Source organism: Delftia tsuruhatensis, from assembly GCF_903815225.1.
Classification (GTDB): domain Bacteria; phylum Pseudomonadota; class Gammaproteobacteria; order Burkholderiales; family Burkholderiaceae_C; genus Comamonas; species Comamonas tsuruhatensis_A.
Genome location: NZ_LR813084.1, coordinates 3512058 through 3536734, shown reverse-complemented (window position 1 = coordinate 3536734; position 24677 = coordinate 3512058). Strand labels below are relative to the sequence as shown.

At 69.2% G+C, this 24677-nt stretch carries 22 protein-coding genes; 12 read left to right on the top strand and 10 right to left on the bottom strand.

Annotated elements, in window-relative coordinates:
- Positions 1–6: 6 nt before the first annotated feature.
- The 4 genes from L1Z78_RS16055 to L1Z78_RS16040 all read right to left on the bottom strand — a co-directional run bounded on the left by L1Z78_RS16055 (position 7) and on the right by L1Z78_RS16040 (position 6381).
- A complete protein-coding gene (locus tag L1Z78_RS16055) occupies positions 7–1557 on the bottom strand; it encodes a S41 family peptidase (protein WP_234637393.1) in 1551 nt (516 codons plus the stop codon).
- A gap of 161 nt (positions 1558–1718) precedes the next feature.
- Positions 1719–3227, bottom strand: coding sequence for an aldehyde dehydrogenase family protein (locus L1Z78_RS16050; protein ID WP_234637392.1), 1509 nt, complete (start codon positions 3225–3227; stop codon positions 1719–1721).
- Positions 3228–3269: 42 nt separating this feature from the next.
- Positions 3270–4151 carry a transporter gene (locus tag L1Z78_RS16045; protein WP_234637391.1) on the bottom strand — a complete coding sequence of 294 codons (882 nt, stop codon included), beginning with the start codon at positions 4149–4151 and terminating at the stop codon, positions 3270–3272.
- 106 nt (positions 4152–4257) lie between these two features.
- On the bottom strand, positions 4258–6381 hold the full coding sequence (locus L1Z78_RS16040) for a PQQ-dependent dehydrogenase, methanol/ethanol family (RefSeq protein WP_234637390.1): 2124 nt from the start codon (positions 6379–6381) through the stop codon (positions 4258–4260).
- Positions 6382–6647: 266 nt separating this feature from the next.
- On the opposite strand from L1Z78_RS16040, the gene L1Z78_RS16035 reads away from it, so the two are divergent.
- Positions 6648–6887, top strand: a complete 240-nt coding sequence (locus tag L1Z78_RS16035) for a hypothetical protein (protein WP_234637389.1) — start codon at positions 6648–6650, stop codon at positions 6885–6887.
- 83 nt (positions 6888–6970) lie between these two features.
- Positions 6971–7438 carry a hypothetical protein gene (locus tag L1Z78_RS16030; RefSeq protein WP_234637388.1) on the top strand — a complete coding sequence of 156 codons (468 nt, stop codon included), beginning with the start codon at positions 6971–6973 and terminating at the stop codon, positions 7436–7438.
- A gap of 115 nt (positions 7439–7553) precedes the next feature.
- On the opposite strand, the gene L1Z78_RS16025 is transcribed toward L1Z78_RS16030, so the two are convergent.
- A complete protein-coding gene (locus L1Z78_RS16025) occupies positions 7554–9743 on the bottom strand; it encodes a TonB-dependent receptor family protein (RefSeq protein WP_234637387.1) in 2190 nt (729 codons plus the stop codon).
- A 125-nt stretch (positions 9744–9868) separates the two neighbouring features.
- Between L1Z78_RS16025 and L1Z78_RS16020 the strand changes: the two genes are divergently transcribed.
- Entirely contained in the window at positions 9869–11035 is a 1167-nt protein-coding gene (locus tag L1Z78_RS16020; protein ID WP_234637386.1) for a helix-turn-helix domain-containing protein, read from the top strand.
- Positions 11036–11069: 34 nt separating this feature from the next.
- Here L1Z78_RS16020 and L1Z78_RS16015 read toward each other — a convergent pair whose 3' ends face one another.
- The gene (locus L1Z78_RS16015; protein ID WP_234637385.1) at positions 11070–12020 is read right to left on the bottom strand and encodes a class I SAM-dependent methyltransferase; all 951 of its coding nucleotides are present in this window, start codon (positions 12018–12020) and stop codon (positions 11070–11072) included.
- A gap of 76 nt (positions 12021–12096) precedes the next feature.
- A complete protein-coding gene (locus tag L1Z78_RS16010) occupies positions 12097–12915 on the bottom strand; it encodes a PaaX family transcriptional regulator C-terminal domain-containing protein (RefSeq protein ID WP_234637384.1) in 819 nt (272 codons plus the stop codon).
- Between the two features lie 96 nt (positions 12916–13011).
- Here L1Z78_RS16010 and L1Z78_RS16005 point away from each other — a divergent pair, with 96 nt between their 5' ends.
- Positions 13012–13788, top strand: coding sequence for a crotonase/enoyl-CoA hydratase family protein (locus L1Z78_RS16005; RefSeq protein ID WP_234637383.1), 777 nt, complete (start codon positions 13012–13014; stop codon positions 13786–13788).
- Between the two features lie 217 nt (positions 13789–14005).
- Positions 14006–15379 (top strand): AMP-binding protein, encoded by a 1374-nt coding sequence (locus L1Z78_RS16000; RefSeq protein WP_234637382.1) that lies wholly within the window; start codon positions 14006–14008, stop codon positions 15377–15379.
- 24 nt (positions 15380–15403) lie between these two features.
- Here L1Z78_RS16000 and L1Z78_RS15995 read toward each other — a convergent pair whose 3' ends face one another.
- On the bottom strand, positions 15404–15718 hold the full coding sequence (locus L1Z78_RS15995; protein ID WP_234637381.1) for a hypothetical protein: 315 nt from the start codon (positions 15716–15718) through the stop codon (positions 15404–15406).
- A gap of 133 nt (positions 15719–15851) precedes the next feature.
- Between L1Z78_RS15995 and L1Z78_RS15990 the strand changes: the two genes are divergently transcribed.
- Positions 15852–16574 carry a methylated-DNA--[protein]-cysteine S-methyltransferase gene (locus tag L1Z78_RS15990; protein ID WP_234637380.1) on the top strand — a complete coding sequence of 241 codons (723 nt, stop codon included), beginning with the start codon at positions 15852–15854 and terminating at the stop codon, positions 16572–16574.
- A 9-nt stretch (positions 16575–16583) separates the two neighbouring features.
- Here L1Z78_RS15990 and L1Z78_RS15985 read toward each other — a convergent pair whose 3' ends face one another.
- Complete coding sequence (locus L1Z78_RS15985) at positions 16584–17486, bottom strand: DMT family transporter (protein ID WP_234637379.1); 903 nt, start codon at positions 17484–17486, stop codon at positions 16584–16586.
- A gap of 183 nt (positions 17487–17669) precedes the next feature.
- Here L1Z78_RS15985 and L1Z78_RS15980 point away from each other — a divergent pair, with 183 nt between their 5' ends.
- From L1Z78_RS15980 to L1Z78_RS15965, 4 genes are all read left to right on the top strand, one after another.
- Positions 17670–18461, top strand: a complete 792-nt coding sequence (locus L1Z78_RS15980; protein ID WP_234637378.1) for an SDR family oxidoreductase — start codon at positions 17670–17672, stop codon at positions 18459–18461.
- Between the two features lie 117 nt (positions 18462–18578).
- The gene (locus tag L1Z78_RS15975) at positions 18579–19010 is read left to right on the top strand and encodes a PaaI family thioesterase (RefSeq protein ID WP_234637377.1); all 432 of its coding nucleotides are present in this window, start codon (positions 18579–18581) and stop codon (positions 19008–19010) included.
- Positions 19011–19092: 82 nt separating this feature from the next.
- A complete protein-coding gene (locus L1Z78_RS15970) occupies positions 19093–20109 on the top strand; it encodes an NADP-dependent oxidoreductase (protein ID WP_234637376.1) in 1017 nt (338 codons plus the stop codon).
- A 36-nt stretch (positions 20110–20145) separates the two neighbouring features.
- A complete protein-coding gene (locus tag L1Z78_RS15965; protein ID WP_234637375.1) occupies positions 20146–21051 on the top strand; it encodes an SDR family oxidoreductase in 906 nt (301 codons plus the stop codon).
- Positions 21052–21054: 3 nt separating this feature from the next.
- On the opposite strand, the gene L1Z78_RS15960 is transcribed toward L1Z78_RS15965, so the two are convergent.
- The gene (locus L1Z78_RS15960; protein ID WP_234637374.1) at positions 21055–21780 is read right to left on the bottom strand and encodes a DUF1566 domain-containing protein; all 726 of its coding nucleotides are present in this window, start codon (positions 21778–21780) and stop codon (positions 21055–21057) included.
- Between the two features lie 182 nt (positions 21781–21962).
- Between L1Z78_RS15960 and L1Z78_RS15955 the strand changes: the two genes are divergently transcribed.
- Together L1Z78_RS15955 and L1Z78_RS15950 are read left to right on the top strand one after the other, a co-directional pair.
- Entirely contained in the window at positions 21963–23177 is a 1215-nt protein-coding gene (locus tag L1Z78_RS15955) for a multidrug effflux MFS transporter (RefSeq protein WP_234637373.1), read from the top strand.
- A complete protein-coding gene (locus L1Z78_RS15950) occupies positions 23174–24628 on the top strand; it encodes an MFS transporter (RefSeq protein ID WP_234637372.1) in 1455 nt (484 codons plus the stop codon). The genes L1Z78_RS15955 and L1Z78_RS15950 overlap by 4 nt, the downstream gene beginning before the upstream one ends.
- The last annotated feature ends 49 nt before the right edge of the window (positions 24629–24677 follow it).

The following is a 24677-nucleotide window of genomic DNA, read 5'->3' as shown; positions in this document are numbered from 1 at the left end:
CGTTTTTCAATCGAGCGATATCCGGCCTGCCGTCGGCAGGATGCTGTCCAGCACCCAGGCCTGCACGGCGGCGGTGTCGGCGAGGTTGCCGTCGAAGACGAACTGCGGCACGTAGGGCTGGCCTTCCTTGTCCTGGCGGCCGTGGTTCTTCCAGACCTTGAGCGGGACGCGGAGCGTGACGGTCGGCGAAAGCGCCTTGTCGGCGACATCGGTGTAAGGCGTGTCCGTTCCGGTGGGGCTGCCCACATGCACGATGCCCGGAATCCGCAGTGCCGCGCTCACGAAGTCCAGGCAGGCGCTCATGCAATAGGCATCGGTGACCAGCACCAGCTGGCCGCTGAAGCGGCGGGCGCGTTCCTGTGCAGCGTCCTGCTGGAACTCCGGGTGCGACTCTTCCACCGATGGCTGCTCGACAAAGTCCTGCCCGCGTGATGCGGCCTCTTGTATCAGCGATGCCATCCGCTGGGTGAACTGGTAGAACAGGCTGTCCTCACCCTCCGTTTCGCGGGATTGGGCCTTTCGCTCCTCGAAAGCCTCCAGCGCAAGGTTGGAAACACGCCAGTAGGCCCGGGGCTGCTGTGGCTGTGCCGCATCGTCCTTGACGATGGCATCCGTCAGCAGGGCCATCAGGATGCGGTAGCCGAGTACGGAGTCGCCGCCACCATTGCCGCGCGCATCGAGCACCACGGCCTGCGCCTCTCCGGTCTGCCGGATTCCGTCCAGCATTTGCTCGAAGCGGGCAACGGCCTTGCTGGACTTGGGCTGGAAGTCGGAGGCATGGACCCAGTACACGCCCGGGCGTACCTGCGTGATGCCCTGTCGCGGCCTGCGGGGCTGCTTCAGAGCCTCGGTGTCCTTGTCGGTCAGGGGCTGCCACTGCATGCCGTAATGGCGGATCTCGCCCGTGGCCGTGCGGGTCGTGCATTGGCTGACCCTGAACGGCTCCCACAGCGGGGCCGTGGGCGACTCGCGGGTCAGAAGCCAGGCCAGGTCGGACTTGGTGGACTCCAGGTGCGTGAGCCGGGTCACGAAGGGCGCGACTTTTTCAGCGAGCAAATCGTCGAGGGGGCGGCCGTCGCAGGACAGCACCTGCTCACCCACCTGCGGCGTATCGACAGGCCATTGTGCGGCGCGGCCCGAGACCCGGTAGCGTCCGCCCTGGCGCTGCACGGCCCAGCCCGCCCAGTTAATGGCGGCGGCCGATGGGGAGGGGTTCCACACGACCAGATGGTTGTCCCTGTAGCCGCTGGTGTAGAAGCGCAGCGCGGCAAAGGCCCGCTGCGGCGTCGTCGCGCGCCGGGCCAGTGCCATGGCCTGGTCATGGCCCTGGCGGAACCATTGGTGGAAAGCCTGCGCGTCCGGGTCGAGGATGGCCGGGTGCGACTGCTGGATGATCGCGTGCACGCGGCCTATGTCTTCCACGGCGGTGCGGCTCCAGCGCTGTGCTTCCTCGCGGGCCTGTTCCGGCGTGGGCCTGGGGTCCGTGTCCCCGTCCTGCGCGTGGCAGGCGAAGGCGATGAAAAGCAGTGACAGCCCGGCGGCCAGTCGATGGTGCATGGTCTCCCTCTCTTTTGGTGCGCCGCAGCCCGGGCGGCATGGAAAGCGAGGGAGTGTGCAAGGTTCTGCGGCGAATGGAGATCGGAGTCGTCTGAATCTGCGCCGTCAGAACAGCGCAGGCCGCCGGCATGTAAAAAAACTGCAGTCCAGCGGCCCGGCCCTTACAGGTTGATGAACACCGACTTGGTCTCCAGGTACGCATCCAGCGCCGTGCGGCCCATGTCGCGGCCCATGCCGGATTGCTTGTAGCCGCCGAAGGGCATGCCCGGGTCCAGCGTGCTGTGGCAGTTGACCCAGACCGTGCCGGACTGGATCTTGGGGATCAGGCGGTGGACCTTGGACAGGTTGTTGGACCAGATGCTGGCGCCCAGGCCGTAGGGCGTGTCGTTGGCCCAGGCGGCGACCTCGTCCAGGTCGTCATAGGGCATGGCCACGAGCACGGGGCCGAAGATTTCCTCGCGCGCCACGCGGTGGTCGTGCTGCACGCCGGTCATCACCGTGGGCTGCACGAAGTAGCCGCGCTGGCCCGCGCGGCCACCGCCCACCAGCACCTCGGCGCCCTGGCTGCGGCCGATGTCGATGTAGCCGCAGACGCGCTCCATCTGCTCCTGCGAGACCAGCGGGCCCATCTGGGCGCGGGGGTCCAGGCCGTGGCCCAGCGTGAGCTTGCCGGCCTGGTCGGCCACGTCGGCGACCACGCGGTCGAACATTGTCTTGTGCACGTACAGGCGAGAGCCTGCGCAGCAGACCTGGCCGTGGTTGAAGAAGATGGCGTTGGCCGCGCCGGCAGCCGCCGTGGCCGGGTCGCAGTCGTCGAGCACGATGACCGGGGACTTGCCTCCCAGCTCCAGCGTGATGCGCGTCATGTTGTCCATGCAGGCGTGGCCGATGCGCTTGCCGACCTCGGTCGAGCCCGTGAAGCTGACCTTGTTGACCAGCGGGTGCGAGACCAGGGGCGCGCCCGTGCCGGGGCCGTCGCCCGTGACCACGTTGAACACGCCGGGCGGAAAGCCGGCCTCCTGGATCAGCTCGGCCAGCATCAGCGCGGTCAGCGGGGTCTGCTCGGCGGGCTTGAGCACCAGGGTGCAGCCTGCGGCCAGCGCGGGCGCGAGCTTCCAGGTGGCCATGAGCAGGGGGAAGTTCCAGGGCACGACGGCCGCGACCACGCCCACGGGTTCGCGCCGGGTGTAGGTGAACATCCGGGCCTCCGGAGCGAGGGGGATGGAGTGCTCGTGCGTCATGCCCTCGATCTTGGTGGCCCAGCCCGCCATGTAGCGGATGGAGGCGATGGCCATGGCAATGTCCACGGCGCCCGCGATGGCGGCGGACTTGCCGTTGTCCAGCGATTCGACCTCGGCCAGGGCCTGGGCGTGCTGCTCCATGAGGTCGGCCAGCCGCAGCATCAGCCGTTCGCGCTCCATGGGGCGCATGCGGCCCCAGGGGCCCTGGTGCAGCGCGCGGTGGGCAGCGCGCACGGCCCGGTCCACATCGGCGGGGCCGGCACTGGCGACCTCGGCGATCACGGCCTCGGTGGCGGGGTTGACGGTGGGCAGGCGCTGGCCGCTTTGCGCGGCCACCCACTGGCCGTCGATGAAGAGGTCGTGCGTGCCCCGGTTGAGGAAGGCGCTGGCGCGCTCGCTGATCTGGTGCTGGATGTCGCTGAGGTTCATGGTTCGTTCCTTGGTGGTGGAGAGGAGGAAGGGGCTTGGGATTCAGAAAACCTGCAGCAGTCGCAGGTTGATGCGGGCGTTCTCCTTGAAGCCCTGGCGCACATGCAGGTCGCGGCCCACGGTGGCCAGCAGCTGCGTCCTGGGCGCGACGAAGACCGCGCCGCCGAACGAGACCTTGGTGGTGGACTGGCGGTCGCCTTGCGCCACGCCGTTGACCCTGGTCTCGCCGCCCGTCAGGTGCGACAAGCCCAGGCGCAGGTCCGAGGTATCCGACAGGTGGTAGCGCAGCAGGCCCTGGAACTGGAACTGCGCCTTTTGCTTGAGCGTGGCGCTGTGGGCGCCGAAGTCGTCGTTCTTGCCGAAGACGGTGACATCGGCCGCCAGGTCCATGGTCACGCTCTTGCCCAGCGGCTTGATCCAGCCGGCCTGCAGTGCGGCCTTCCAGCGGTTCTCGCCCAGGCTCAGCGGGTCGTTGCGGTGGTACTGGCCCGTGGGCAGCCAGACGAAGGGAGTGATGCCGAAGTGCTCCTTGTCGCCGGGCTTTGTCAGCCACAGGGTGGCGGCCAGCATCAGGTCGCCCACGCCGGTATTGCTGCCCATGGCCGCAATGTCGCGCGAGGCCGACAGGCGCCCGAAGGGCAGCAGGAACTGCGGGTCGATCACATAGTCGCCCAGCTTCATGAAGTGCACGCCGCGCGCTATGCCGATGTCCGAGGTCAGCCTCGGCCGTATGGGCGCCTGCTCGCCATTGGCATAGAGGCTGTCCCGCGTGGCGTGCTGGTAATAGACCATGCCCAGCGTGGTGCCCGGGGGCAGGGCGGTGTAGTCGCCGGCGTCGATGTCGACGGCATGGGCGTTGACGGCGCAGCACAGGGCCATGGCCGCCAGGGCCGGGGATGCGCGTCGGTGGGATGGGGATGGCATTGCGGGGTGTCCTGTCCGGTGTTTTCAGGCAAAGCCCTGCCCAGGCCTGCTGCAGGACAGCAGGGCCGGGGAGGGAATGGGAGGTTGGGGAAGGAGGGAGGGCTGTTTACTTGGGTCGCACCGCGTCGGCCGTGCCCTGGATGAAGGCCTTGATCTTCTCGACGTCGTCCATGCTCAGCTTGCCCGTGAAGTCCGGCATGCCGCGCGCCATGGCCGGGCCCTTGAAGATGAACTTGTCCAGGTGTTCGATATAGGCCTTGTCCAGGTAGCCGAGGTTGGGCAGGTTGCCGCCCCGGTCCACGCCGGGCACGCCGTGGCAGAAGGCGCAGTTGCTCACGTACAGGGCCGTGCCTTCGGCCACCAGGCTCTTGTCGTAGGGCACGCCCTGCAGCAGCTTGCCCTGCTGGTAGGCGACGAAGGCAGGCGCCTCGGCCTTGCCGTCCAGCGCGAAGGTGTAGACCGTGCCCGGGCCCTTGCGCTCGGTGTGGCGCGCAGCCAGGCCGTAGACGCCGCCCCAGCCCACGGCGATGGAGACGTACTGCCGGCCATCGACCTCATAGGTGATGGGTGCGGCCACCACGCCCGTGCCCGTGGGCTTTTCCCAGAGCTTCTTGCCGTTGCGCGCGTCATAGGCCACGAAGCGGCCGTCGGCCGTGCCCTGGAACACCAGGTTGCCCGCCGTGGCCAGCGTGCCGCCGTTCCAGGGCGAGGCATGCTCGACGCGCCAGCGCTCCTTCTGTGCCACCGGGTCCCAGGCGATCAGGCGGCCGAAGGGCGTGCTCTTGGGCGGCTCCATGTTGATCAGCGTGGCCGTGTTCCAGCCGATGTTGCTGTGCGGCTCGGGCAGGGAGCCGCCGTTGAACTTCCAGTTCTTGTTGTCCTGCAGGGTCAGCGGCACATGCTGGGCCGGCAGGTAGGCCAGGCCTGTGTCGGGGCTGTAGGACATGGAATGCCAGTTGTGCGCGCCAAAGGGGCTGGGGATCACGTCTCGGGCGCGGTCGCCGCTGCGCGCAATCGGCGTCTCGATGGGCCGGCCCTTGGCGTCGTAGCCGCTGGCCCAGTTCACGTCGACGAAGTTCTTGGCCGAGATGAACTGGCCATTCGTGCGGTCGATCACGAAGAAAAAGCCGTTCTTGGGCGCATGCAGGATGACCTTGCGCGGCTTGCCGCCCACCTTGATGTCGGCCAGCACCATGGGCTGGGTGGAGGTGAAGTCCCAGCTGTCGCCCGGCGTCTCCTGGTAGTGCCAGACGTACTCGCCCGTGTCGGGGTTCAGCGCCACGATGCTGGCCAGGTACAGGTTGTCGCCACCGGCCGGGCTGCGCTTGGACTGGGCCCAGGGCGAGCCGTTGCCCGTGCCGATGTACATCAGGTTCAGCTCGGGGTCGTAGGCCATGGTGTCCCAGGCCGTGCCGCCGCCCCCGGCCTCCCACCACTTGCCGGCCGGGTCCCAGGTCTTGGCAGCGCGGGCCATGGCTTCGTTCTCGAAGGGCTTGGACGGGTCGCCGGGCACGGTGAACCAGCGCCATTGCTGCGCGCCGGTCTCGGCGTCATAGGCCGTGACATAGCCGCGCACGCCGTACTCGGCGCCGCCGTTGCCGATCACCACCTTGCCCTTGATGACGCGCGGCGCGCCCGTGATGGTGTACGAGAAGGCGCGGTCGACGATGGTGTCCTGCTCCCAGACCTTCTGGCCCGTGGCCGCGTCCAGCGCCACCAGGCGGCCGTCGAAGGCGCCCACGAACACCTTGCCCTTGTAGACCGCCACGCCCCGGTTGACCACGTCGCAGCAGCCCTTGAAGCCGTTGGCGCGGTCCACGCCGGGGTCGTAGCTCCACAGGCGCTTGCCGGTGCGCACGTCCACCGCATGCACCACGCTCCAGCTGGCCGTGACGTACATGATTCCATCGACCACCACGGGCGTGGACTCCACGCCGCGCGTGGATTCCAGGTCATACGACCAGACCAGGCCCAGCCGCTTCACATTGGCCGTGTCCAGCTGCCTGAGTTTGGAAAAGCGCGTCTCGCTGTAGTCCATGCCGTAGCTGGGCCAGTCGCGGGACGTACGGGCGTTGTCGAGGATGCTCTGCGAATCGATGCGCGCCGTGACGGCGCGGATGTGTTCGGGCGAGCCTTTGCTTGGCAGCCCTGCCTGGGCCAATGCCGCGCCTGGCAGGGCCAGCGCCATGCCGGCGGCCAGCAGCGCGGAGGAAAGCACGTGGGTCTTCATGTTGTCTCGTCTCCTGTGTGGGGTGTTCTTGCGTGCATGGCGCGCACGGGCAGAGCGCCATGGAGAAGACGATAAAAAAAGCCACCACGCGTCACAACACTCGGATTTACCCGCAGGCCGTTGTGTTCCACCGTGGAACAGCGGTGCCCGGGCATCGCACGGGTCGCAGCTTTAAGAATCCTCTTATGGATTACGCGCGTTGATTTCTCTAATCTCGGGATATTGGCAGTCAGGCCATTTGTCCATTATTTTTTTATCGGGGAGTGATGGTGAATGCTCCCATTCGCATGGATATGCCGGCCTTTCCGGAATGCGGTTTTTCCACCGACTCTCTCGCATCTCCGCGATTTCGACGCTGCCTGGCTGAAGTCAGTCGCCGGCCTGTCACTGACGACATGGACATCGATGGCGTGCCATCGACCCGGAAGGCATTGCCGATGCGCTGGCATGCGCCGCAATGGATGGCACGGGTGTTGGACGCGGTTTTCTTCAATATTCTGGAATGAAAATGACATCGAAACCAATGGCCGGACCACGGCATTTTCTGCTTTTCGAGATTTTGCTGATATTCACTGTGGTGGCCTTGGGCATGCTGGGTTCCGCCTTCGTGACACTCAAGGGCATGGCCCAGTCGAGGAATGCGGACCTGCACGACATCGCCGTCATGCACGCCACCAGCCTGGCTTCGGCCATGCACGCCAATCGCCGGTTCTGGGCCGATACGGCGATTTCCCCGTGCTTCAGCACGGGCGGTGGTCGTGTGCGGGGCTGTGACTATCTGGCCGTCCCGTCGCCGGCCCCGGAATGCGGTGCCTGCACGGCGCAGGCTCGCGCGGTGGCGGACCTGGGGGCATGGCGCGACCGCCTTCTGGCGGCCTTGCCCCAGGCACGGCTGGATGTGCAGTGCCTGGACAGCGCCGCCGAGGCGGCGGATTCCCAGGCCGCGAGCGACATGACCCGCAGCTGCAGCATCCGCGTCGCCTGGCAAGGGCCTGCCGACGGGCGGCGGCAGGATGTCGCTGGCCAGAACACCTACATGATCAGGGTCAGGCCGTGAAGCGGGTCCGTCCGGGCCTGGCCTTGCCCGACCTGCTCATCGCTGTGGCGGTGCTTGCCATCCTGGCGGCGATCCTTCTGGACCCGTGGCCGTAGGGTCCGTTGCACACCTCACCTCAGAAAGCCCGGCTGACTGTCACACCGGCCGACAGCCCCCGGCCCGCGCCCGGCTCGAAGTAGCGCTGGTTGCCCTCGTTGACGATGACCGAGCCCGCGTAGTGCCGGTCCGTCAGGTTGTCGACCCGCACGAAGGCCTGCGCGCCCCATTGCTGCCATTGCCGCGACCAGCGCAGGCTGGAACCCCAGACCGTATAGCCGGCGGCACGGTCGGTGTTGCGGTCGTTCACGGCCACGGGGCCGCTGTGCAGCATGTCCACGGTCCAGGTCCATTGGGGGGACAGGCGCCAGGCCAGCTCGGTCCACAGGCGCCGGGGCGATGTGCCTGCCAGGCGTGAGCCGGGTGCCACCAGGGCCGTGGGCGTGGTGCAGGGCGTGCCGTCGCAGGTCAGGAAGCCGTCGCGGTAGCGCGCCTGCAGCAGGGTCAGCGCGGTGCTGGCGGTCAGCGGGCCCCATTGCGCGTTGCCCGCGAATTCCAGGCCACGCCGCAGCGTGCGGCCCGCGTTCTGGTAGGTGGCGCGCCCGCCCGTGTTGGACAGCACCGTGAGCTCGCGCTGGGTGTGGGTCTCGAACAGCGTGAGGTTCCAGCCCGCGTGGCCATGGCGCCCGCGCAGGCCGACCTCGACCGTGTTGTGGGCGCTGGCCGCCAGGGCGGTGTTCAGGCCGCTTCGTCCGCCGGGCCGGTAGGCGGTCTCGTTGAGCGTGGGTGTCTCCATGCCCCGGCCCACCGAGGCGTGGGCCACCAGCCCGGGCAACAGGTTCACGCGCAGGCCCAGCGAGGGCAGCCAGCCGCGCCAGGCCATGGCGCCGCTGTCGTCACCATTGCCGGTGACGATGAAATGGTCCTCCGAGCGGTAGCGCACGCGCGCCTGGCGCAGGCCGGCGCTCAGGCCCAGGGTCTGCGTGCGCCATTCGGCCTGCACATAGGGGTCGGCCGAGCGTGCCTGGTTGCGTTCGTCGCGGCGCAGACGGCCCATCACGCCGAGCTGGCTGCCGACGAAGTTCTCGTAGCCGCGCCGCGTCTCGCCTTGCCAGTCGTAGGCCACGCCCGCCGACCAGTCCAGCGTGCCGCCGGCCACGTCCTCGTACGTGCGGCGCCAGCGCAGATTCATGCCTGCGTAGTCGCGGTCCAGGTCGATGATGCCCCCCGGGTGCGATGGGGGTGCCTGGGTGGCCACGGGAATGGACTGGTACTGCAGCACGGAGCGTGTGCCGGCATAGGCCATGAGTTCCAGGCGCTGCCGGCCGTCGAGGCGGTGCTGCCAGGCGGCGCCCAGCTGGCGCTGGCGCACGCTTTTTCGCGTATCGAAGCGCAGCGCGGCGGCCGTGGTCTGGCCCGGGTCGGCCTCGAATTCGGCGCGCGTCAGGCCCAGGGGGTCCTGGGCGTTCAGGCGCTGTTCCTGGTATTGCAGCAGCCAGTGGTCATCGCCTTGCTGGCGCGAGAGCTTCATGTGGGCCGTGCTGCGGTCGGCGGCCGACTGGGGGCGCATTCCATCGGTGGCGAAGCGTTCGATGTGCAGGGCGTAGCGCCAGGGGGCGGAGCCGGCTGCTGCGTCACCGCCCAGCGTGCCGCGCAACTGGGTGGACAGGCGCCACAGCCCGTCCGGGCCCACGGCCATGCCGCTGCGCCACAGGCCGGGCTGCTCGCCATCCTCGGTGTACAGCAGCAGGGCGCCGCCCGCGCTGTTGCCGTAGAGCACGGCGGCGGGGCCGCGCACCACGTCGAGGTGCGCCGCATTGCCCAGCGTGAAGCTGGCGGCCTGTCCCTGACCGTCCGGGGCGCCGGCGGGAATTCCGTCCACGTACAGGCGCAGGCCGCGCACGCCGAACGTCGAGCGCGCCCCGAAGCCGCGCACCGAGATCTGCAGGTCCTGCGCGAAGTTCTGGCGGTTGAGCACCACGATGCCCGGCACGCGCGCCAGGCCTTCGGACAGGTTGATCTGCATCTGGCCCTCGCGCAGCAGGCCGCCGTCCACGCTGTCGATGGCGGCCGTGGAGCGCCAGAGGTCGGGCCCTGCCGCGGCCCCGTCCTGGCTGGCGTTGATGACCACGGGGGCCAGCATGGCATCGCTGGTCTCGTGGGTGCGGTCCTGTGCCTGCGCGGACAGCGCGTGCAGCGCGCAGGCCAGGGCGGGGCCCAGGGCATGGCGGGCGGCGAGAGAGGGCGGTGGAGGTCGGTGGCGTTGCATCGTGGCGGGGCATGGACAGATGCCCGAGGTTAGCGAGCGCACAAGGCCATTCCAACACGGGTGATTTCCCTAGTGCTGTCTTGTGCCATGGCGGAACAACAATCGCGGCAGTCTTGATTTCCGTCATGCACCAGGATCCTCCCGCGCATTTGCCCTCCAACCCCTTCTATGCCACGCGGCAGGACAGGGTGGCGCTGGCGCGCGAACGCTATTTCGAACGTGGCGAGCGTCCCTCGGGCCTGGTGTCCGAGCCCGTGCTGCAATCGTGGACGCGCTGCCTGGGCGCCAGCCGCCGCCCCGACGAGAAGATCAGCTTCGACCCGGTCAGCAAGATCCGCACGGCCACCTTGCTGACACGCAACCGCGCGCTGATCGAAGCCGCCAAGGATCCCATCGCAGAGCTGGAGACGGTCATCGCGGGCAGCCAGGCGCGCGCCATGCTGACCTGCAGCGAGGGCGTGGTGCTCATCGCCTCGCGCCCCACGCCGGGCGACGGGCCGCTGCTGCTGTCGGCCGCGCGCGTGGGAGTGAACATCGCCGAGGACGCCGTGGGCACGGGCGCGCCGGGCGTGGCGGTGCGCACGGGCGAGGTTTGCCATGTGCGCGGTGGCGAGCATTTCTTCCGCTGCCTGGCTTCGCTGCACTGCGCGGCCGCGCCCGTGCGCGACGCCAGCGGGCGCACCGTGGCCATGCTGGATTTGAGCAGCGAGGCCGGTCCGTTCCGCTTCGATGCGGGCGCCATGGCCCACATGTACGCCACCAGTATCGAAAACCGGCTGCTGGTGGGGGCGGCGCGCATGCACCTGCTGCTGCGCTTCCAGTCCAGCAGGAGCATGTTCGGCACGCCGCTGGAGGGATTGGCCGCCGTCGATGGCGAAGGCCGCGTGTGCTGGTTCAACGGCGTGGGCGCACAACTGTTCGACAGCCCGCGCCGGCCTGCGCAGGCACCGGAGGCCGAGGAGGTGTTCGGCCTGGGGCTGAAGCAGCTGCTGGCGCTGGCCCATCATGGACAGGCGCGGCCGCAGATGTTGCCCACGGGGTTGACGCTGTGGGTGCAGGCCCAGCTGGACGAAGGCCCACCGTTGGCCGATCAGGACTTGCCGTCCGGGTCGCCGGCCGGGCCTCCGCCAGGGATGCCAGCCGAGGCGCCATCCTCCCTGGGCGAGGCCAGCCGCGAATTGATCGAGCAGGCACTGGCCCGCTGCCAGGGGAATATCTCGCGCGCCGCCCGCATGCTGGGCGTCTCGCGCGGGCTGCTGTACCGGCGCCTGCGCGAGTGGGGGCGGCTCTAGCCCAGCTGGCCAGCACGCTCAAGGGCAGGGCCGGTCAGGTGGCCGCATCGGGCACATCGGGCGCTCTGTAGACCAGCACCTTGAGGCTGCGCTCGGCATCGATGTCGGCGAAAGTGGCCGGGTTGGCCACGCGCTCGACGAACGCCAGCTCGGGCGCTGCTTCCTGCATCTGCGAGGTCAGGAACCGCGTGCCCATCTCGGGCGCGTTCAGGCACAGCAGCACATGGCCGCCGGGGCGTAGCAGGCCTGGCAGGCGGCGCATCAGCCGGGCGTAGTCCTTGGTGGCGACGAAGCTGCCCTTCTGGTAGCTGGGCGGGTCCACCACGATCAGGTGGTAGGGGCCGCCGCGCGTGATCTTGCCCCAGCTGCTGAAAATGTCGTGGGCCAGGAAGCCGGCGCCCGACAGATCGTTGAGTCGGTGGTTCTGCTGGCCCGTGGCCAGCGCGCCCTGGGCCATGTCCATGTTCACCACCTGGCGGGCACCGGCCTGCAGCGCCACCACCGAGAAGGCACAGGTGTAGGCGAACAGGTTGAGCACCTTGAGGCCGAAGCGGTGCTCGGGGTGGGCGGCCACATGCTCGCGCACCCAGCGCCGGCCTTCGGCCATGTCCAGGAACAGGCCATGGTTCTGGCCGCGCAGCACGTGCACGCGGTAGCGGGCACCGGACTCGGTGACCACGTGCGGGTCGGGCACCTCGCCGGCCATGAGCCGGGTTTCGGCCGGGGCGGCGCTCTGGCGCAGCTGGTAGACCCAGTTCAGGGGCTGGCCCGGGGCGATCTCGCTCCAGCGCCGGCCCAGCGCGTCGGCGATGGCGGCCAGCGCGCTGTCGTCCAGCGGCGCAAAGCTGGTGAGCACGAGCACGGGAGGGAAGGCGTCCAGCGCAAGGTGTTCGCAGCCGGGGTACAGGCCTCCCCGGCCGTGGAAGATGCGATGGGCGTCGGTGGCGGGCTCCATCCGGGCGATGGCGTCGAGCAGGGCTTGCATGGGAGATCGGCAACAGGGCAAAGGCACCGGCGGCTGCCGGCGCGAAGCCCGCAAGTGTATGCAGTTTGGCAAGACCTCAGGAGTCTGGCCGGCCGTGCTCCAGCCAGCGCAGCCACAGGCCCAGGGCGGTGTCCTGGTAGCCCAGCAGCGCCTGGTGCAGTGACTGGCGCGCGGCGGAGGGCATCAGCTCCTCGGGCAGCAGGGGGTCGCGCAGCAGGTGGGCGATGGCCTGGCGGCCCAGCAGCAGGGACTCGCGCACGGCTGAGGCAAGCGGCATGCCTTGCAGGCGCGCATGGCTGGCCTGCACCATGTCCAGCCAGTGGCGGTGGGCCGATTGCAACGCACGCACATCCCACAGCGAGCGTGCGCGGGCCAGCATGGCCTCGTCGAAATCCTGTGCCAGGAACATCAGCGCTGCTCCCGACAGGCCCAGGGAGCGCAGCTCATCGCGCTGCGCGGGCAGGCCGCCGGCCAGATTGTCGGGCCGCACCCGCAGCCCCTGTTCGAGCCCGGCGAAGCCCAGCAGGCCCAGGGCCCGCTGGTGACGCCGCCAGCATGTCTTGTCCGAACGCGGTACGGCCGCATCATGCACGGCCAGCCAGCGGCCCTGCCAGGGCGCGCGCCGAGACTCGCGCTGGCGCCAGCCATCGACGGTGCGGGACAGCGACGGGTCCAGGGCCTGCGCCCGGTAGCTGCCGCGCCCGCAGCGCGCGATCTTGCCCTGGGCCACCAGCCGCGTGAGGCTGACGCGCACCGTGGTTTCCCCAAGGCCCAGCAGCTCGCCGGCGCGCAGCAGGGCCGATGCCGGCAGCGGCTGGCCGCGTGCCACCAGCAGGTCCAGCATCAGGTCGGGGCCGCTGGGGCGGGGCGGCACGACATTACATGACTTGTCCATCGTTGTGAAACCTTGCAATGCTTCCTAGCATGGATTGCAACATGTCCCGGACCTGGCAGCCGGCGCGGGCGGGACAGTGCGATTCAGGAGGCAGACATGGAGTTCGTGGATTTCGCGGTCGAGGGCGCGGTATGCGTCATCACCATGAACCGGCCGGGCAAGCGCAACGCGGTGCACCGGCCCATGGCGCAGGAGTTGCGACAGGCATTCGAGCGCTTTGAAAGCGACCCGGCATTGCGCGTGGCCGTGCTCACGGGCGCCGGCGGGCATTTCTGCGCGGGCGCGGATCTGGGCGTGGTATCCGATCCCGACCTGCGCAACGAGCTGGACCCGCAAGGCGGCGGTGCGGGGCCCATGGGGCCGACGCGGCTGGCACTGTCCAAGCCCCTGATCGCGGCGGTCAACGGCTATGCGGTGGCGGGCGGGCTGGAGCTGGCCCTGCTGGCCGACCTGCGCGTGGCCGACGAGGATGCGGTCTTCGGGGTCTTTTGCCGGCGCTGGGGCGTGCCGCTGATCGACGGTGGCACGGTACGCCTGCCACGCATTGTCGGCATGGGCCGCGCGATGGACATGATCCTCACGGGCCGCGCCGTTCCTGCACCCGAGGCCCGGGCCATGGGCCTGGTCAACAGCGTGGCACCGCCCCAGGGGGCCTTGGGCGAGGCGCTGGCGCTGGCGCGGCAGATCGCTGCATTTCCCCAGCAGTGCATGCTGGCCGACCGCGCATCGGCCTATGCGCAATGGGACCTGCCGCTGGTCGAGGCCTTGCGCAACGAGGGGGCACGGGGCACGCCCATGGTGGTGGCCGAAGGCCAGGCTGGCGCGGCCAGTTTTGTCGGGGGAGCGGGCCGCCATGGCCGCTTCGAGGCTTGAGCAAGCAGGAGACGTTGATGCATTCGAACACCGTGCCGGACGGCGCGCAGGCGCGCCAGCCCACATATCTGGAACTGATCCGCCGGGGGGCGCGCCAACACGGGACGCGCACCGCCATCACCTATGGCGGGCAGAGCATGAGCTTTGCCGAGGTCGATGCGCTCAGCAGCCGGCTGGCGCATGCGCTGCATGGGGCGGGCGTGGGGCAGGGGCGCACGTGGCCCTGTTGCTGGGCAACGGCCTGTACAGCGTGCCGCTGGACTTCGCCTGCGTCAAAGGCGGGCTCAACCGCGTGCCGCTCAACGCGCGCCTTTCACTGGCCGAGCATGCGGCAATGCTGCGGGAGACCGGCTGCACGCACCTGGTCTTCGGCGAAGGGCTGGCGCCGCGTGCGCAGGAGCTGCGTGACACGGTGCACGGCCTGGCATGCCTGGGCCTGGGTGCGGCGTTGGACGGGGCGGCCGATCTGCTGGTGCTGGCCCAGGGGCAGCCCGACCACGGGCCCGAGATCGAGGTCGCGCCCGACGACGTGGTGCTGACCCTGTTCACCTCGGGTACCACGGGCACGCTCAAGGCCGCCCGGCACACCCAGGCCTCCTATGCGGGCATCTGCCGCAATGTGCTGCTCAACCTGCTGCCAGCCACGCCGGACGACGCCATGCTGCATGCGGCATCCATGATCCATGCCAGTGGCGTCTTCGTGCTGCCGTTCTGGCTGCGGGGCGCGCGCACCGTGATCCTGCCGGGGTTCGAGCCCGGCCAGTTCCTGGCCACGCTGCGGCGCGAGCGCGTGACGGCCATCAACCTGGTGCCCACCATGCTGCAGATGCTGCTGGAGCACGCGGACTTCGCCACGACCGATGTGCAGGCGCTCCGATACGTGATCTACGGTGCATCGCCCATGCCGCGCGCCGTGCTGGAGCGTGCCATGGCGCACTGGGGCCGCCAGCGCTTCTGGCAGTACTACGGCCAGACCGAGGTGCCGCTGTGCCTGGCCGTGCTCCGGCCCGAGGACCATGTGGACGGGCTCATGGGCTCGGCCTGCGGCCAGCCCTGCATCGATGTGGAGTTGCGCCTGCTCGATGACCAGGGCCGCGACGTGCCCGCGGGCGAGCCCGGCGAGATCACCGTGCGCGCGCCCTCGGCCGTGGCCGGCTACCACGGCGCGCCCCAGCTCACGGCCGAGACCTTCACGCCGGACGGCTGGGTGCGCACGCGCGACGTGGGCGTGCTGGACGAGCGCGGCTTTCTGCACCTGAAGGACCGCAAGTCCGACATGATCATCAGCGGTGGCTACAACATCTACCCGCTGGAGGTGGAGAACGCGCTCATGACCCATCCTGCGGTGTGCGAGTGCGCCGTGGTGGGAACGCCGCACGACAAATGGGTGGAGGTGGTCACGGCCGTGGTGGTGCTCAGGCCCGGCCATGAGGCCGAGCCCCAGGCCCTCATCGCCCATGTGGCGCAGCAGCTGGCTTCCTACAAGAAGCCGCAGCGCGTGCTGTTCGTCCAGGAGATTCCCAAGACCGCCGTGGGCAAGCTCAACCGCCGGCTGCTGCGCGAGCGGCTGGGCAGGCAAGCGGCGGCCTGAGGGCAGCGCCGGCGTGGCCGGGGCTCAATGCCGCCAGCCGCGACGCACTTCGAAGAAGCTGCATTCGCCGTCGCCCAGACCCTGCATGCCGGCCTCGGTGGCGGCGCGCGCAGCCTTCATCCAGCGGTGGAAGGCGAGCTTGGCGTCGTCGCTGATTTCTTCGGGGGGGGTGTCCTCCAGTCCCTGTACCAGGGACAGGACTTCGCTGACCTGCTCGGCGCTGCCGAGCTGGCGTTCCAGCACGCGGGCATAGCGTGCCTCGGCCTTGTTGCGTTCATGCTCCGGCAGGCCCGGGTAGTCGCACAGGGTGACGGTGAAAGCGGCTTCTTGCATGTCCATGATTCACGATGTGAGGATGATGACTGGTGAAATATACAGTAATAACTGGCTGTTCATCCAGTGTTTTATGCAGTGTTCTGCTGCCGTGGTGGCGGCGGAGCCACAATCCCGGGCAAGGAGAGATGCATCCGCCATGAACCAAGACATGCCGGGCGCCAGCGCCGCCCGCAATCCTGAACCCACCGGCCATGCGCTGTTCGCCACGCGCGTCGGCCCCTGTGGGGTGGCCTGGGGCCCTGGCGGCCTGGTGGCCTTCCAACTGCCCGAGGTCGATGGTCCGGCCGCCACGCGCACGCGCATGCTGCGCGGCGTGCAACTTCGCCGCCCGGGCAGCTATGCCCCTGCGGCACGGGCGCAGGACCTTCCGGACAACGTGGTGCAGGCGATTGCCGGCGTGCAGGTGCTCATGGCGGGCTACGGCGAATGGAGCGAGCAGCCACCGCCCGCCGCCGGTGCCCGGCAGCTGCGTGACGGCCCCGTGCTGCCCGACCTGCGCAGCCGGCGTGCCCCGCATGCGGACGACGCACTGCCTGATCTGGCCGAACTGGCACTGGACTGGCATGGCGTGTCCGAATTCCACTGCCGCGTCTACGCGCTGACGCGCGCCATCGCTCCGGGCCATACGCGCACGTATGGCGAGATCGCCCGGGAGTTGGGCGAGGTGGGCTTGTCGCGCGCCGTGGGGCAGGCGCTGGGCCTCAATCCCTTCGCACCTGTGATTCCCTGCCACAGGGTGCTGGCTGCCGGATCCCGGCCAGGTGGTTTTTCGGGCGGCGGCGGCGCGCTGACCAAGCTGCGCATGCTGGAGATCGAGGGGGCGGCCTGGGGCGGCACGCGCTCGCTGTTCGGGGATTGAGCGCCGGCCTCAAGGTGCGGCGGCGCCGGGGCGCCAGGTCACGAGAAGAATGCCCAGCGCCGCCAGCGCCATCCCCGGCCAGGCCAGGGGGGGTATGGCTTCGCCCAATACCAGCAATGCAATGAAGGCCGTGCAGGGCGGTACCAGGAAGAACAGGGCCGACACCTTGGAGGCCTCGCCGTGCCGGATCATGGCCAGCAGCAGCGTGATGGCGACCAGCGAGTTGCACAGCACCAGATAGCCCAGCGAGGCCAGCAGCGGCCCCGTCCAGGCGATGTGCATCGGCTCCAGAAGGACGGCCAGTGGCGCGGTAACCAGCAGGGCGACCCCGTATTGCACGAAGTTGGAACTGACGGGATGCACGGGTCGGCCGTAGCGCTTTTCGTAGAGTGTGCCGCCGGTGATGCACAGCAGCGCGGCTACGGCGAACAGCAGGCCGGCAGGTGACAGCAGGTCCACAGATGCCTTGGAGACGATCACCAGGGCCGACCCCAGCACGCCCAGCGCCAGGCCGGCCCAGCGCCGCGCATCGACACGTTCGTGCGCGATCAGCGGCGCCAGCAGCCCGATGAGTATGGGTTGCAGCGAGGTGATCAGGGCCAGGCCCCCGGCCGACATGCCCAGCTTGAGCGACAGATAGGTGCAGCAGAAGTAGCCGGCCTGCAGCAGCAGGCCGATCACGGCCAGACTGGTCCATTGCGAGGCGCTGCGTGGCATGGCGGGCCGCAGCCACAGCAGCAAAGGCAGCAGCAGCGCCACCACGCATGCATAGCGCAGCGCCAGGAAGGTCATGGGGTCCGCGTAGGCCAGTCCCACCTTGAGCACCACGAAGCCGCTGGACCACAGCAAAAGGAACAGGGCGGGGGCGGCCTTGAGCCAGGCGGGCGGGGTCTGTGGCGTGGGTGTCGGCATGGTGGTCGGGAGGGCGGACCGGCAGCCATCGTATCGCCGGCCCGGACATTGCGTTGGCGGACACGCATGCGACATGTCCGGCGGGATGCGACTTGCACAATCGCCGCTGCGGGCCGCGCTGCCAGGGTGCCGCCCCCCCCTCAATCACCACGGGCATGCAATCCCGGACCAGGAGACAGACAGATGACTCGCAATGTGCAGCAACTTTTCGACCTCACGGGCAAGACGGCCCTGGTGACCGGCGGCTCGCGCGGCCTGGGCTTGCAGATGGCCCATGCGCTGGGCGAGGCCGGCGCCCGGATCATGCTGACCTCGCGCAAGGCCGCCGACCTGGAGGAAGCCGCCGCCGAGCTGCAGGCCGCGGGCATCGATGCGCGCTGGATCGCCGCCGACTGCGCCAACGAGGCCGACATCGAGCGCCTGGCCGCCGAGACCCTGGAGCGTCTGGGCCAGGTGGATATCCTCATCAACAACGCAGGCGCCAGCTGGGGCGCGCCGGCCGAGGAACACCCGGTGGCGGCCTGGGACAAGGTGATGAACCTCAACGTGCGCGGCTACTTCCTGCTGAGCCAGCAGATCGCGCGGCGCAGCATGATCCCGCGCGGCAGCGGTCGCATCATCAACCTGGCCTCGATCGCGGGACTGGGTGGCAATCCGCTGGGGATGAAGACCATCGCCTACAACACCTCCAAGGGCGCGGTGATCAACTTCACGCGCGCGCTGGCTGGTGAGTGGGGCGTGCACGGCATCACCGTCAATGCCATCTGCCCGGGATTTTTCAAGACCAAGATGGCCGCCGTGCTGATCGAGACCCTGGGCGAGGACGAGATGAAGTCCCATGCGCCGCTGCGCCGCCTGGGCGACGACGAGGACCTCAAGGGCCTGACCCTTTTGTACGCCAGCGATGCCGGCAAGCACATCACGGGCCAGTGGATGGCCGTGGACGGCGGCGTCAGCGCCCTTGTGGGGGGCTGAGCGCGGCCGTGCTGCGCCCCAGGTGACAGTTTTTTCCATGGATCCGGCCGCGCCGCGCCAGGCGGGCCCGGCGCGCGCTTATGCTCGGCGGCATCGAGATCTGAACTGGAGAATTTCTTGCTGGATTTTGGCCACCGCATCCCTTTCGTAGACCATCTGGGCTTCACGCTGCACCACATGGAGGACGGGGAATCCGAATTGCGCTTCGAGGCACGTCCCGAGCACCTGAACACCTTCGACGTGACCCATGGCGGCGCCACCATGACCTTGCTGGACGTGACCATGGCCGTGGCCGCGCGAAGCCTGCAGCGCGACATGGGCTGCGTCACCATCGAGATGAAGACCAGCTTCATGCAGCCCGCGCGCGGCCCCCTGGTGGCCAGGGGCGTGGTGCTGCACCGTACGCGCTCCATGGCCTATACCGAGGCGCGCGTGTTCGATGCCTCGGGCCGGCTGTGCAGCCATGCCACGGGCACCTTCAAGTACATGCCGCGCGCGGTCAAGCCGACCGCGCCGGGCGAGAGCCTGACCGCGCTCGCCACCGACTGAGCTGCCCCTCTTTTACCCCGGCCGGGACCCGGACAGGACCGGGGCCGGCGCCTTTGTTAGCGATGCCACAGGAGCTTTTCCCATGCCCGTGAACCAGCAGATCGTGCTCGACAACCGCCCCGCAGGCGAAGCCGTGGAGAGCAATTTCCGCCTCGTCACTTCCGAGACCCCGGCGCTGGCCGAGGGCCAGGTGCTGGTGCGCCACCACTACCTCAGCCTGGACCCCTACATGCGCGGTCGCATGAACGACAGCAAGAGCTATGCCCAGCCCCAGCCGCTGGGCGAGGTCATGATCGGCGGCACCGTGGGCGAGGTGGTCGAGAGCCGCCATCCCAAGTTCGCGGCCGGCGACAAGGTCGTGGGCATGGGCGGCTGGCAGGAGTACAGCGTGGTCGATGGCAATGCGCCGGGCATGCTGCGCAAGGTGGACACCACCCATGTGCCGCTGTCGCACTATCTGGGCGCGGTGGGCATGCCGGGCGTGACGGCCTGGTACGGCCTCGTCAAGATCATCGCCCCCAAGGCCGGCGAGACCGTGGTGGTCAGCGCGGCCACGGGCGCCGTGGGCAGTGCCTTCGCGGCCCTGGCCAAGGCGCGCGGCTGCCGCGTGGTCGGTATCGCGGGTGGCCCCGAAAAGTGCCGCTATGCCACCGAGGAGCTGGGCTTCGACGCCTGCATCGACTACCGAGAGCACCCGGATACCCCGTCCATGGCCCGGGCGCTCAAGCAGGCCTGCCCCCAGGGCATCGACGGCTATTTCGAGAACGTGGGCGGCTACATCCTTGACGCCGTGCTGCTGCGCACCAATGCCTTCGCCCGCATCGCGCTGTGCGGAATGATCGCGGGCTACGACGGCAAGCCGCTGCCCATGGCCAATCCCGCGCTGATCTTGGTCAACCGCATTCGCATCGAGGGCTTCATCGTCAGCGAGCACATGGAGGTCTGGCCCGATGCGCTGCAGGAACTGGGCCAGCTCGTGGGCACGGGCAGGCTGCGCCCGCGCGAGAGCATCGCCCAGGGCATTGCCTCGGCGCCGTCGGCCTTCCTGGGCCTGCTCAAGGGGAAGAATTTCGGCAAGCAGCTGGTCAAGCTGATCTGATCGTCGCGCGCCAGAAAACATACAAGGAGACAAGACATGATCAAGAACTTCAAGGGCAAGACCGCAGTGCTGACGGGCGCAGGCTCGGGCTTCGGCCTGGAGTGCGCGCGCATCGGTGCCGGGCTGGGCATGAACCTGGTGCTGGTCGATGTGCAGCAGGAGGCGCTGGACAAGGCTGCGGCCGAGTTCGAGGGCCTGGGCGTGCGCGTGCTGGCGCGCCGCGTGGATGTGTCGGACGCGGACCAGATGCAGGCGCTGGCCGACGAGGTGCGCCGGCAGTTCGGTGCACCGCACTTCGTGTTCAACAACGCAGGAGTGGGTGCGGGCGGGCTGGTCTGGGAGAACACCGTCGCCGACTGGCAGTGGGTGCTGGGAGTCAACCTCTGGGGCGTGATCCACGGTGTGCGGCTGTTCACGCCCATGATGCTGGAGGCGGCCAGGACCGACCCATCCTTCGAGGGCCACATCGTCAACACGGCCAGCATGGCCGGCCTGCTGGCGCCGCCCAACATGGGCATCTACAACGTCAGCAAGCATGCCGTGGTCAGCCTGACCGAGACGCTGTACCAGGATCTGGCCCTGGTCTCCGACCAGATCAGCGCCAGCGTGCTGTGCCCGTTCTTCGTGCCCACGGGCATCAGCCATAGCGAGCGCAACCGCCCGGCCCACCTGGCCGCGCAGCCGTTGACGGCCAGCCAGAAGATAGGCCAGGCCATGAGCGAGAAGGCCGTGGGCTCGGGCAAGGTGACGGCCTCCGACGTGGCGCGCAAGGTCTTTGACGCCATGGCCGCGAACCAGTTCTACATCTACAGCCATCCCCAGGCCCTGGGCTCGGTCCAGACCCGCATGGAGGATGTGGTGCAGGGTCGCAATCCCACCGATCCCTTCGCGCACAAGCCCGAGCTGGGCGCCAGCCTCAAGGCCTCGCTGCGCGCGGCCTGAGCGTCAATCCTCGGTGTCCGGGTCAGGCTTGCCAGGGCCCGGCCTGTCTGGACGCGGGGGCGTGGGCGTCTGTGCCTTGTCGGAGGGCATGGGGCGCACCAGCCGCACCAGAAGCTGGTTGCCGCGACCCATGTCCGGCCGCGACTCCAGGCTGTCCAGGTCAATGGCCCAGGCCTGCTGGGCCGACAGCTGGGGCGCTGCGCTGCCCGAGATGTTGCTGTAGTTGTAGGGGTTGACGGGGCGTGCGTTCACCGCGGCCGTGCCCGTCCAGTGCCAGCCGCGCGGCGCGCCAGGGAACAGCTCGGGCGACAGGCCCTGGGGCCGGATGTCGCGCGAGATCAGCCGGCGCAGCTCGTTGACACGCGGCAGCCGCCAGCGCACACCGTCCTGCTGCGCACGTTCGATCGCCAGGGCCTGTGCCTGCTTGTGCGTGAACAGCTGCGGCATGCCCGCGCAGTCCTTGCCATTCCAGTGCATGCCCTCCACGCAGCGGGGCCACAGCAGCCGGGCACGCCGGTCTATCACGTAGCGGCCATCTTCCGAGACCTCCAGCGCCGTGGCGCTGCCGCGCCTGGCATCGGGGGGCAGGTCCGCCGGTTGCGCATGGGCTGCCGCGGCCACGCAGGCCAGCAGCAGCGCGGTGGTGCGCGGGCGGCAAGGCTGTCGGGGGCACTGCTGGCGGTGGGACCGGGGCAGGGGATCGGTGGCAGGGGCAAGGGCTTGGGGCATGGCGTGGATGTTCAGGTGGAAAGCCTCTTGAATGGGGAACCGGTATCCGAGCGTAACAGCATTGCGGCGCTGGGACTTGTGCCATGGCAAGCCGCCGGGCGCGGTGCGCGCAGGCCGCCATGCCCAGGAAATGTGAGCAGCATCCAGCAGCCTGGCGCGCTTGCCGCCACAATGGCGCGTCTATGTCATCTTCTCCTTCTTTCCGTCTGGCCCTGATCCTGGGCCTGCTTTCGGCCATCGGGCCCTTTGCCATCGACATGTACCTGCCCGCGCTGCCCCAGATCGGCAGCAGCCTTGGCGCCCCGGTGGGCGCCGTGCAGGCCAGTCTCACGGCGTTCTTCCTTTCCCTGGGGGTGGGCCAGTTGCTCTACGGGCCGGTCTCCGACATGGTGGGCCGCAAGCCGCCGCTGTACTTCGGCCTGGCGTTGTTCGCCGTGGCCAGCGTGGGCTGCGCCCTGGCCACCAGCATCGAGACGCTGGTGGTGCTGCGCTTCATCCAGGGCCTGGGCGCGGCGGCCGGCATGGCCGTGCCGCGCGCGGTCGTGCGCGACCTGCATACCGGCCATGCCGCCGCTCGCATGATGTCGCTGCTGATGCTGGTGTTCAGCGTCTCTCCCATCCTCGCGCCGCTGGCCGGCAGCGGGGTGATCGCCATCAGCAGCTGGCGCGGCGTGTTCTGGGCCGTGGCCCTGGCCTCCGTCGTCGGCCTGGTGGCCGTGTTCGCCAGCCTGAAGGAGACGCGCGACGCCGCCGCCCGCCTGGACAGCAGCGTGGCCGGCGCCCTGCGTGCCTATGGCGTGTTGCTGCGCGACTGGCATTACCTGGGCCTGGTCTTCATCGGCGGCTGCTCGCTGGCCGGCTTTTTCGTCTACCTGGCGGGCTCGCCCTTCGTGCTGATCAACCACTATGGCCTCAGCTCCACGCAGTACAGCCTGGCCTTCGCGCTCAATGCCATCGCCTTCATCGGGGCATCCCAGTTCACCGGCTGGCTGGGCCAGCGCTTCGGCATGGTGCGCGTGGTCAAGGCCGCCGCCAGCGCCGCGGGCCTGGTCATGGTGGCGTTGCTGCTGTACTACCTGCTGGGCGGCGATCGCCTGCCGGTGCTGATGGGCCTGTACTTCATCTGCAGCCTGCTGATGGGGCTGGTCATCCCCACGACCTCGGTACTGGCGCTGGAAGAGCATGGCGCGATCGCCGGCACGGCCTCGGCCCTGCTGGGCACGCTGCAGATGCTGTCGGGCGCCGCCGCCATGCAGATCGTGGGCCTGTTCTCCACGGGCAAGCCCCTGCCCATGGTCGTGGGGATGGCCGTGGGGGCGTTGATCGGCGTGGCGCTGACCTGGATCACCCTGGGTGGCTCGCGTGCCCATCGGGTGGTGATGAAAGACCATCCATGAGCGCTGCACCCACAGCCGCTGTGGCTGCGCCCCAGGACGGCCTGCCCCAGGACGGCCTGCCCCAGGATGGCCTGCCCTCCGGCCCACGCGGCCGGGCCATGCTGGTCATCATCCTGGGCCTGACGCTGTCGGTGCTGGACAGCACCCTGGTCAACCTTGCGCTGCCGGCCATGGCGCGCGAGCTGCAGTCCAGCTCGGCGCATACGCTGTGGGTGGTCAACTCCTACCAGTTGGCCAGCCTGGTGCTGCTGCTGCCACTGGCGGCCCTGGGCGAGCGCCTGGGCTATCGGCGTGTCTACCTGGTGGGCATGCTGGTGTTTGCCGTGGCTTCGCTGGCGGCCATGCTGGCCACATCGCTGCCCGCCCTGGTGGCGGCGCGCGCCCTGCAGGGCCTGGGCGCGGCAGGGGTGATGAGCGTGAACGCGGCCCTGGTGCGGCTGATCTATCCGCGTGCCCTGCTGGGGCGGGGCATGGCCGTCAATTCGCTGGTGGTGGCCACGGCGTCGATGGCCGGGCCTTCGGTGGCGGCGGCCATCCTGTCCGTGGCCAGCTGGCCCTGGCTGTTCGCCGCCAACCTGCCGCTGGGCCTGTTCACGCTGTGGCTGGGGCGCAGGGCACTTCCGGCCAATGCCGTGGCCGGCCATGCAGGGGCACGGCTGTCGCCGCTGGACGTGCTGCTCAACATTCTCATGTTCAGCCTGATCTTCCTGGGCGGTGAGCAGCTGGGCGTGCGCGCGGGCGGTGCCGATTCTTCCCTGCCTTCGGGCTGGTGGCTGCTGGGCGCGGGCCTGCTGGTGGGCGCCTGGTATGTGCGCCGCCAGTGGCGCCTGCCCGCGCCGCTGCTGCCGGTGGACCTGCTGCGCATCCCGGTGTTCGCGCTGTCCATGTGCGGCTCGGTCAGCGCCTTTTGCGCGCAGATGCTGGCCTATCTGGCCCTGCCGTTCCTGCTGCTGGAGTCGCATGGCATGTCGCCCATCGAGGCCGGCCTGCTGATCACGGCCTGGCCGCTGGCCACGGTGCTCACCGCGCCGGTGGCGGGCCGGCTGATAGGCCGCTATCCGGACGGCCTGCTGGGCGGCATCGGCATGGCCATGTTCGCCTGCGGTCTGTGGCTGCTGGCGGCCATGCCCGAGACGATTTCGGCGGCGGACATGGTCTGGCGCATGCTGCTGGCGGGCAGCGGGTTCGCGCTGTACCAGTCGCCCAACAACCATACCATCGTGACTTCGGCGCCGATGGCGCGCAGCGGCGCGGCCGGCGGCATGCTCAGCTCGGCCCGGCTGACGGGGCAGACGCTGGGCGCCGTGGTGCTGGCCACCATCTTCACCTTCGCGGGCGGGCATGGCGGGCATGCCGAGATCGTGGCCCTGGCCGTGGCCGGGTGCTTTGCCGCGATGGCGGGTGTGTTCAGCGTGCTGCGCGTGCGCAGCGGCACGGTCGCGAAGCACTGAACTGGCAGGCAATGGCATTGAACTTGCATGCGTCGGCAGGCTCTGACAC